Genomic DNA, 9,609 nt, shown 5'->3' on the forward strand with positions numbered 1-9,609 from the left:
GATCCCACAGATGATGGGCGACGAATTTCAGCAGCAAGGCTTCCGGCGCCGGCCAAGGCAGGGCACTGCCGGTGGCGGCCAGCGACCAGGCCTGCAGATAGGCGAGATCAGAGGTGAGCGCCCTCAGCGTGTTGTCGCCCATGCCGGAGTTGACCAGATGCCGCAGCGTTTCGACATCCTGGTCGGTCAGCAGTTCGGCAAGCTCATCGCGGCGCTCGATCGGCAGCACCGCGGCGATGGTGTCGAGTTCCTGGGCTCGGCGGTCGGCGGGAGGCGGGTCCGCACCCATCACGCCGTCGACGAAGAAGAGTGGAGTTTCAAATCCGTCTGTCCGAAATCTTGCCCCTTGAACAGCAGAGGCGCCTTGGCAACCGCGGCAACGGCATAGGAGAAACAATCGCCCATGTTAAGGCTGGCAGAATGTCGGCCCTTGCCGAAGCGCTCCAGTGCTTGCTCGGCCGCGTGATAATGTTTGCCATCAAAGGCGACCGCGGTGATGTTTGGCGCCTTGGAAAGCCGCGCGACGATTTCGCCAGCATTGGAAAATCGCTTTGCCGTCAGAACCGCGCGGGTTTCGAACAGCGTTGGCCACCCAATGACGATAGTCAGTTCCTGCCGCATCACGGCCTTGAACGTTTCGGCTTCCGGCTCATTGAGCATGATCGCAATCAGCACCGAGGTGTCGACAGCGATCATTTCGGTAACCCGTTCTCGTCATAGAGATCGTCGTGAGCCGACGTGGTGCCTGCCGGAACCGTACGGCGGCCTTCGGCAGCGAGTTCCCATACGGCATCGAGCGGATGGCCGTTGCCCTGCTGCCGAAGCTCGACGTCATAATGCTCGAGCGCCAACTCCACCAGCCGGTTGATCGGCTGGCCGGTGCGGCGGGAAAGCGCATGGGCCAGATCCCGGGCCTTGCTGCTGCGGATGGAAAGCTGCGGTTCAGACATGGCGTTCCTCGTCGAAATTATGCGTTCAACATAGCGATTACAGCGCAAGATGGCAAGAATAAGCGCGCAGATGGCTAACTTCCGATAAGTGTTATTTATCGGCAGTTAGACGACCTAGTATGGTTAACAAATAGTGACATGTGCAGAGCCGTTATCTCAGTTTAAGTTTGGAATGAACCATTCTGTGGACCAACGCCTCTGCGGCTTCCGACGATCGGTCCATCCGCGCTAGTTCCTCTATTATCCGGGACAGACTATCGAGATCCATATTCCTGGTCTCCATCCAGGTACCAATATCTCCTCCCGGCAGGCGTCCAACGAAAGAAGCAACAGCCTCATTTAGTACCTGAACAGGAACTTGACCGCGTGTAGCTCTGTCTATCGCCAAAGCGGCGGCGCCCACAGCACCGGACGCGGATAGGACGGCGATCGTATCGGAACACAACTGAATCAACCCGTATGCAGAAGTACTGCCAAGCGGCAGGCGTGCCGCAGTGAATTGTAAAAGCTGAGAAAAAGCATCCGTAAGGACGAAATCGAAGCTCACACGTCTGTATCCGTCGGATGGCCGCTGCAGATCAGCGGTCGCGCGATCAAGGCACGCCATTGCATCGATATGTTTTTGATCCCGCCTCCCACTTGGCAACCAGCTTGCCAGTCGCTCCGCGCCAGTTCGATCTGTCTGGTGGTCGAGACCGCCTAGCAGTCGATGGAAGCTACGTTCTGGGTAAAAGGTCGCCTTGGCACGGCCAACTAAGGAGGCGGCAAAGTCTTCTTCAATCACTCCAGATTCCACAGCGGATGACATCGTCGATCGAATGTTCACCAGTGGCTCCGAAAGCGGCTGATAGTTGACTTCTGCCGGTCCATGGACCAGGGCGACCTCATCGTCACACTCGAGTTCTCCCGACTCGAAAGATTCGAATGTTTTTCCTACGCCGATCATGCCAAACCGGCTCAGTTCTGCGGCCCGGAGAGCCCCGATCGACGCGGCTCCATATACTGTGATGCCTTGGTCAAGGGCCCACAGGATTTCCTTATGGTGCACTGCGGGCACATTCTCGAAATAGCCGTCGATTAAGATGATAGCTGTCGGAGCGTCAACCGCAGCCGCTATGAGATCCCCTTGGGAAGCAGGCGGGCGATAGTCGAGGTCGACGCCGAGACTGGATGGGCGATGGCCTCCGAGCGACGGGCCCACGAAGACCGTTACTTTGCTAGTTGCGGTCGACATTGTCATCTCGGAAGGCGGCTAATCGCCTGGCACGCATTCCAGCCATATAACCCGGCGCATCGCACGAACCTTCAAGCCCCGGTGCGATAACACGCACCACGGCAGCAGGAATCCCACTATGCGATAGGTCAACGATGAGAGGTTCATCGATGCCGGCAAGGCTCATTCTGCGCAAGAGATATTCGAGCGCGTGATCGATGCTGGTGAAACCTTGCGCACTAGGAATGTCACTGAAGGCCTTGCTTGGGCGGCTCCTTATTTCACTAGGTGCTGCTTGTGACGGGCCGCGCACAAACATCTCTCGCGTGAGGTCATCGCGCGTTCCAGAAATCATCGTCAGTCTGCTTTGGACCGCCTCGGTGACTGCTTTCCCCAGCGCAATGCCACTTATCGGATGACATGCGCTGCCGGCAGCGGGACCCACGCTCCGGAACGTCGACGAGTCGCCAGGCCATATCTCGCAAAAGAACGCGGGTACGCCGAGATCACTCGTCATGTCCCAAACAGCGGTTCTCGTGCCGGACCGGTTGAGTGTGTCGAGAAACTCAGATGACCAAGGATCATCGACCGTTTCCAAGTCGACGGCAGTCTCTCGTCTCGCCGTGCCTCTTGATCGCCAAAGGGCGAGGGAATCCCTTTCGATCAGTTCGCTGATCGCATGGACCGCAGCTTCCTTTATCGTGTTTCCAGAAGCCAGTCCTCCAGACCCTACCAGCAAACATTCAAGGTTCGTCGGCAGCGGAAGAGCAAAGTCCAGATGAACTGTCTCAAAGGGGACCCATACGCTCTCTCCGGTGACCATGCCCGTTGCACAGGCCCACAGGGAGCGGCGAGTTTTGGGTGGCGGCACTTCAACCATTCTGGGTAGGATGTCCAGGTCCACCACTCGCCCTCCGTCGAGCAGTTCTTTGAAGCACGCGTAGCGTAAAGCTACTTTGGGGTTCTCTGCGCAGTGGCGTTCAAGTGCCTCCATCACGGCTGCCGTCTTCGCCTCGGTCAGTGTTCCACCTTTGCCGTGACAGGTGGCGAGCGATCGAGCGTTCGGCCTGTACGCAACCGCGACAGGCAATCCAATTGAATCGAGACCCGTAATATCGGCAATGCGCGAAACGCCGATTTCACGCAGGAAAGGAACCATCCTAGTCAGAGTCTCAGCCGGATCCACCTCGCGAATGAACCGCGGCCAAGATTCGGCTTGTAAATCTTCCATCGTCACCGAGCGTGGAACTTCGTGGACTGCTTCAAGCCTTCTATGTTCACGAGCCAGCAGGTGCCAAGTGGCCGCGGATCGTCTGGTGGAAGCTTGGGCGGAACGGCTGCAAGCACCACGCCGCGCTGCAGAAGTTCGCGAACAACCTTCCAGCCGTCGTCGGACCAGAACGTCGCCGTGTCCACCCGATACTCGTTCTGGTCCCACACATCACGAGGAATGAGCAGAACACTTCCGTCGTCGCTGGCAATTATAAGATCATGGCGGAATTCGTCGCTGTCGTCATCTTTAGACATAGCTTCCTCTCCCTTGCAGACCCCACCAGAGCACCTTCCAATCTCAGACTTGGGCTGTATTGACGAAGCGCATCAACGCCCTGTACTTCGGCTGCCATTTCAGCAGGCATGAAGTCGAAACAACCGGTCTGGACGATTGGAAATGCTGCCTGGACACGTCTGCACAATGAACAACCCAGAGATTGCGCCGGATAGCTGCGATTGGCAAGTACCAACATTTTGCTTATCTAATATGCCAGGGCCACAAGGATGCATTCGCTGAAGCGGACCGACGTCGTAGTTGGCGTGAATTCCATGAACGCACCGATCCGCAATCTAATTCATGCTGCCGCCACGGTGATTGTCGGCCCTTGGTCTGCGGAACAAGCGCTACCTTTGATCGAGTGCGAGCGAACGACCAAGGTCGTTCTCGTGCTCGGCATGCTGAATTCGCTACTCGAATCGAGCATGCTGGGAGGCACTGACATTAGTTCGATGTGATTGTTCGGTTATGGCGGCTCTACGCTCCCGCCCAAACGATCAAGGAAGCAATGAAGGCTTGCGGCAGGCCGTTTTTTGCAAATGTTCGGCTCCACAGAGTTGATGGGCATGTCGATGATGCTGTTTCCGTCAGATCACGAACTTGGCATCACTATTCACCCAGAGATCCCTGCTCGCGGCCGACAACTTGCGATCAGCGGAATGACGCCATGAACAGCGAAATGACGCCCACGATGCATCCTTTTCTCCGGCTACCCAACCAGGTTACCAGGCCGCAGTCATAGAAGGTTGTGCTTTCTGCATGCAGAGATCACCAGCTGAAGTACCGCTAACCGGTTTGCATCGGAACTCGTCGCAATCTTGTCGATTTCCGCGCGTACGGCTTTTGGTAACTCTTGCTGAGTGCTGCTCAAGAGACGATCGCATAGTATTTTGATCCGATCGAAATCTTGATGGGCAGTCGCCAACAAGACCAACAAGGCTGTCCACTCGAATGGGTAGGCAATTTTGGACTTGTCAAACTCCCGGACGGCGCGTTCCGCTTCCAAACGGGCGTCCTCCAACCGACCTCTTCTCCAGTGCGCCCACGCGAGGTTTGCGCTGGCGAGACCAACATATTCCGACATTGCCTCGACCCGGGCTGTTTCCGCTGATTCCGTGGCGGCTTCGATAGCAGCCTCGACCTCCCCCTGCAGACGGTACGCCAAGCTGAGATACACGCGACAGCGAAGTTCAATCGCCTTGTGGCCGGACCGCTGAGCGACCTGCATCCCGTTCAGCAGGGTGCGTTCGGCGTTCCGGTACCTGCCGCTGTTTAGGTACGCAAACCCGAGGATGAACAAAGACGACGATATCGTAGCCAAGTTTTTGGTCCGCTTGGCGGCCTTCACGTAGTCCCGCGCAAGTTTGATGGTAGCCAAAGATGTACGATAGCGCTGAAGTCTCAGATCTCTGAGGACGCACTGGTTGAAGAATTCTGCCAGTTGGTCAGCTGAGCAGACATGTAGACGAGGGGCGATCCCTTCCAGCAGATTGCTCATCTCTCCGCCGTTGCCACTCCAGTAGTTGGCGTTGCATCTTGAGAGCTGAATTTCGATCCATTCGCGCAGCCCATCCTTGGTCGATGTATCTTGGAGCTTGTTGAGAGCCTGCTCGGCTTCCTCAAGGACCTGCAGGGATCTGTTCCTGTCTTGTTGAAGTGCAGCGCCCAGCTTCCGCAGCAGCCGGGCCCGCTGGAGAGGCTCGTTGGGCGCAAGATCCATCGCCTCGCGCAGGGCCGTTTCCGCCTCGTCAATATTGTGCGAAAGGAACTGTACCTCGCTCAGTTGTTCAAGCAGCGCTGTCTTCAATTCGGCCGCTGATGGGACAGATACATCCGTCGCCGAGCACAGATGGCGCAGGGATTGTCGGTAGTACGCTATGGCCTCCTTGTTCGCGAAGTTTGCCTTGGCGAGGGAGGCGGCGTGCGAGTAGTACTCGAACGCCTTGATATTGTTTTCGCCTGAAGCCCAGTGGTGCGCGAGAACGTGAGGTGATCCGCCTGCGGAATGAGTGTTCTCCAGGGCAATAGCAATCTGGCAATGAACGGCTTTTCTCGCCTTTGAAAGCATGCTTTCGTATATTGCGTCACGCATCAATGAATGTTTGAACATAAAATGGCCGGTCCGCCCTGGATCCGCCTTAACGACCTGAGCGCTGATTAAGCGACGCAGGGCGTTTTCTACTTCTGATCCGCGGTACCCGAGCGCAATCTTCAACACGTGAGAAGAAAATTCCCGACCGATCGCTGCCGCTGCTTGAGGTATCTCCATCTTTATTGGCAGGCGGTCTATCCTCGCGATGAGCGAGTCATGCAAAGTCATCGGGACAGATGTCAAATTGAGGTCGCGTTCCTGCCGTCCCAGAGATATTTGATCGCCGTCCAGCACCGATTTCGCGAGTTCTTCAACATAGAGAGGAACGCCGTCGGAACGGTTCGCGATCGCGGTCCGGATTGGCCCCGGCAGTTCTGAACCGCCAGGGATTGCTTCAATCAGTTCGTTGACTTCTCCATACGAAAGACGCGGGACGTCGATAAATTCATCGAAGCGCATACCGGACAGTTGCGCTGTAGCCTCGCTGCGACAGGTAAACACTGCGAGAGCATTTCGTCTTGCAGGATCATGTATGAACCGCTGGAAAAACTCGATCGTGCTTGGGTCCGCCCAGTGGAGATCTTCCACGACTATCAAGAGTGTTCGAAACATCGAAATGGTATCAAGCACGGACTGGATGGCGCCGAACGTCCGTTCTTTCCGTCCCCTCGCTGTCAGACCGGACAAATGGCCGTCGGGATCACCAGAAAGGAGGGCAATGAGGACCCGGGCGGCGTCCCGGCGTTCTGGTCGCTCGTCTCCTACGAGTGCCCGGAGCGGATCCGACGTGCCAACATTTCCTTGAGGAAGAAGAGAGCGCCGGAAGTGGTCCAGCAGCGGAAATAACGGCTCGTGGCTATGGAAGGGCGAGCATTGGAATTCTAGCAGCACGGAGTCTCGGCCCGGTTCTGCGTGAGTCAGCACTTCGGATACCAAGCGTGACTTGCCGATGCCGGGGTCCCCCTGAACCAGAACAGAGCGCTGTCTGCCCGTTCTTGCGTCGTCCCACAGTCTCATCAATGCGTCCAACTGCTCGACGCGGCCAAAAATGGGCGTGTCCCAGTGGGCAAAGTGCTTTACAGGTCCGCGCAGCCTTAGCCCGTCAACCCGCCAAAGTCTGACCGACGTCGCAATCCCCTTCATCACCCGAAGGCCAAGATCGCTGTAGACGAACTCCTCCCCGGCCACCGCACGAGTCTCGTTCGTAACAACGATAGTGTCAGCTTCCGCTTCCGTTTGTAGCCGAGCTGCAAGATTGGGTGTCCGGCCCACGACCTGGTCCTTCAGGCTGAGACTATCAACCTGGATATCGCCGACCACCACGGAGCCAGTCGCAATTCCAATTCGGCAGGACAGCCCCATTTCCCTGACAGCCTTGCTGAGTTCAATCGCCGCCCGGACGGCACTCTCCGAGTTATTTTCCCGCGCACGGGGCCACCCGAAGTAAGTCATTACGCCGTCGCCCATAAATTGGGATATCGTCCCACCATATTTCCGTATCACTCGGGCGGCAGTTGATTGGTATCCAGCAACGATGTCGCGCAACTCTTCGGCGTCTAACAGTTCCGACATTTGGGTAGATCCCACGAGGTCGCAGAAGAGAATCGCGAGATTCCGTCGTTCTGCTCTTCCGGCCGAGGCAGAGGATGCTCCGGGATGATCCCTTCGACGCGATGTGGGGGTAGCGCCGGACGATTGGGCAGCGTACTGTTTCGCAGCGGCGATCAATCGCCGCCGATCGCCGACCGCTTTGATGCCAATTTCGCGCAGGTCACTGCTGGTTAGATATTCAAGAACCCCAAAATCAATATTATTCTCCTCGAACCGGTCGGCATATTCCGACAAGCCTATCTGCTTGAGCCATTGTCGGAGGGTAAGCGACATGGGCATCTCCAATCGGTAGAGGCTGCGGCCCTAACCTACCTTACCAACATAGTACGGAATCCGTGATGCTCGTACAGAATCTACTTGACGACCAACAGCGTCGCGAACATTCTTAAGCACTGACAGCTGCGAGGACTCTCATGTCCAGCCCAAGGTTGACACTACTAATCGTGGGAACGGGCACCGTCGGATGCGCCCTAGCGAAACGTTTTTCAAAAACGTCGCATCAAGTCATCCTGGGATCTCGAGATCATAAGACTGGTCAGCTTGCGGCCGAGGCGCTCGGCGTCCGAGGCGGGGATTCGAGATCGTTTGTGGCCGAGGCAGACGTAATTTTTCTCGCTGTCCCGTTTGTCAACTTAGCTGAAATATTGGAGCTGCTCGGAGACATCGATTCCAAAATCCTTGTCGATTGCACCAATCCGCTCACTGCCGATTATATGCAACTCACTATCGGACATAACGATTCTGCGGGCGAAACATGTCAGAGGCTTGCGCCACGCTCAAAGGTGGTAAAAGCGTTCAACGCTATCTTCGCGGACGTGGTATCGGCCGAGTTGTCGTTTGGAGGCATCGCTCCCCAGGTCTTTTTGGCCGGAGACGATGCGGGGGCCAAGGCTCGGGTGGCTGCACTGGTTCGCGAAATTGGATACGTTGCCGTTGATACCGGTGGTATTGAAAGCGCTCGGTACCTAGAGCCCTTGGCCGAGTTGATTATTCAATTGGCTTATGTTCAGGGCCGAGGGCTTGTCATCACGCCAGTAATTTTAACAGCAAGCGGCGCTACTCCCGGCGATTTGCGAGACCAGGGGCCGGACTCTTTCAGATGACCTGAGTAGTTCGGCAGGCAGCAGCGCCATATCCCCGGCTGCTACCTTGCCAGACCGACGCATCAGAAATCCTCATTGGCTTCAATTCTGCGTTCAATCATCCTTGCATTTATGGATCTTTGTTCCGTAATTGCAGGGATGTTCTGGCTCATGTGATTAGTCGCGCTGCCCTACCGCTCCGCCGTGTGGCGTTGTTGTAATAGCTGGATGCTTGCTGAAGCGAGCGGTGGCGCGATTGCTCCATAGCCTCAGGAAGGGGGATCCCACGGTTCGCCGCCTCCGTCAAATATCCTGATCGCAGTCCGTGTGCGGAAAACTCCTTAGCCTCCAGCCCAGCGAGCGCTGCCCGATGCTTGACGATGTCATTGACCGACTTCGGATCTAACGTGCGGTGGGAAACATTGCCCCAGCGGTCGATGGCCCTAAAGATGCTGCCCTTGTCGATCTTCGCCGCCTGCAGCCAGGCGTTCAGCGCATCGACAGGCCGGCCTGTGAGATAGACGACTTCGTCATCATCGTCGCCGGATGTCTTTGTTCGTCCGAGATGGATGGAAAGTGAGGGGAGGAGGGTGCCGTCGGCGCCAGGGACAGCGTCCTCGACCGTGAGCTGCTCGACGCGCAGGCCGGCAATCTCACTGCGGCGACGGCCGCCGGAAGCAAACCCCACCATCAGGACGGCTCGGTCGCGCACGTCGCGCAAGCCGTCGCTCTGACAGGTCGCCAGCAGCTCGGTCAACACGTCGGATGTCACCGCCTTGGCGCTCTTGCGCTTTGGCAGCCGCGGCGTGGTGCGCACCGCCAGCCGAATGGCCGACTTCAGGGCAGGGGAGTTGAAGACACCCGTCAGGCCGCGCCACTTGGTCAGCGTCGACCAGCTGGCAAGACGCCGGCGAACCGTGTCGGGCGCGTGCGGACCGGTGGACCGCAGAAAACCCTGGCCGCGGAGCTGTCGGTCGACGACACCGGGCATGCCATGTTGCGGATCCCACAGATGATGGGCGACGAATTTCAGCAGCAAGGCTTCCGGCGCCGGCCAAGGCAGGGCACTGCCGGTGGCGGCCAGCGACCAGGCCTGCAGATAGGCGAGATCA

Annotated in this window: 9 protein-coding genes and 1 pseudogene; 2 read left to right on the top strand and 8 right to left on the bottom strand. The window is 57.3% G+C overall.

From position 1 onward, the window contains the following. The 6 genes and pseudogenes from AC1D2R_RS31870 to AC1D2R_RS31895 all read right to left on the bottom strand — a co-directional run. Nucleotides 1-289: pseudogene (locus AC1D2R_RS31870) on the bottom strand (integrase); the annotation flags it as partial. Next, nucleotides 289-696 (bottom strand): type II toxin-antitoxin system VapC family toxin, encoded by a 408-nt coding sequence (locus tag AC1D2R_RS31875; RefSeq protein ID WP_477973797.1) that lies wholly within the window; start codon nucleotides 694-696, stop codon nucleotides 289-291. The pseudogene AC1D2R_RS31870 and the gene AC1D2R_RS31875, both read right to left, overlap by 1 nt. Then, nucleotides 693-950 carry a type II toxin-antitoxin system VapB family antitoxin gene (locus AC1D2R_RS31880; protein ID WP_477973799.1) on the bottom strand — a complete coding sequence of 86 codons (258 nt, stop codon included), beginning with the start codon at nucleotides 948-950 and terminating at the stop codon, nucleotides 693-695. The genes AC1D2R_RS31875 and AC1D2R_RS31880 overlap by 4 nt, the downstream gene beginning before the upstream one ends. Before the next feature lie 151 nt (nucleotides 951-1,101). Then, a complete protein-coding gene (locus AC1D2R_RS31885) occupies nucleotides 1,102-2,184 on the bottom strand; it encodes a TfuA-like protein (RefSeq protein ID WP_477973801.1) in 1,083 nt (360 codons plus the stop codon). Further along, on the bottom strand, nucleotides 2,168-3,394 hold the full coding sequence (locus AC1D2R_RS31890) for a YcaO-like family protein (RefSeq protein WP_477973812.1): 1,227 nt from the start codon (nucleotides 3,392-3,394) through the stop codon (nucleotides 2,168-2,170). Before AC1D2R_RS31890 ends, AC1D2R_RS31885 begins: the two co-directional genes overlap by 17 nt. Before the next feature lie 2 nt (nucleotides 3,395-3,396). Beyond that, on the bottom strand, nucleotides 3,397-3,690 hold the full coding sequence (locus AC1D2R_RS31895; RefSeq protein ID WP_477973803.1) for a hypothetical protein: 294 nt from the start codon (nucleotides 3,688-3,690) through the stop codon (nucleotides 3,397-3,399). Between the two features lie 294 nt (nucleotides 3,691-3,984). On the opposite strand from AC1D2R_RS31895, the gene AC1D2R_RS31900 reads away from it, so the two are divergent. Next, complete coding sequence (locus AC1D2R_RS31900; protein WP_477973805.1) at nucleotides 3,985-4,170, top strand: hypothetical protein; 186 nt, start codon at nucleotides 3,985-3,987, stop codon at nucleotides 4,168-4,170. A gap of 278 nt (nucleotides 4,171-4,448) precedes the next feature. Here AC1D2R_RS31900 and AC1D2R_RS31905 read toward each other — a convergent pair whose 3' ends face one another. Continuing rightward, entirely contained in the window at nucleotides 4,449-7,688 is a 3,240-nt protein-coding gene (locus tag AC1D2R_RS31905; protein WP_477973807.1) for an AAA family ATPase, read from the bottom strand. A gap of 140 nt (nucleotides 7,689-7,828) precedes the next feature. Between AC1D2R_RS31905 and AC1D2R_RS31910 the strand changes: the two genes are divergently transcribed. Then, nucleotides 7,829-8,518, top strand: coding sequence for an NADPH-dependent F420 reductase (locus AC1D2R_RS31910; protein WP_477973809.1), 690 nt, complete (start codon nucleotides 7,829-7,831; stop codon nucleotides 8,516-8,518). 148 nt (nucleotides 8,519-8,666) lie between these two features. Here AC1D2R_RS31910 and AC1D2R_RS31915 read toward each other — a convergent pair. After that, nucleotides 8,667-9,609: site-specific integrase (locus AC1D2R_RS31915; RefSeq protein WP_477973810.1), on the bottom strand; the 943-nt coding region annotated here is incomplete at its 5' end.

The sequence above is a fragment of the Rhizobium sp. P1_C7 genome (genome assembly GCF_056406295.1).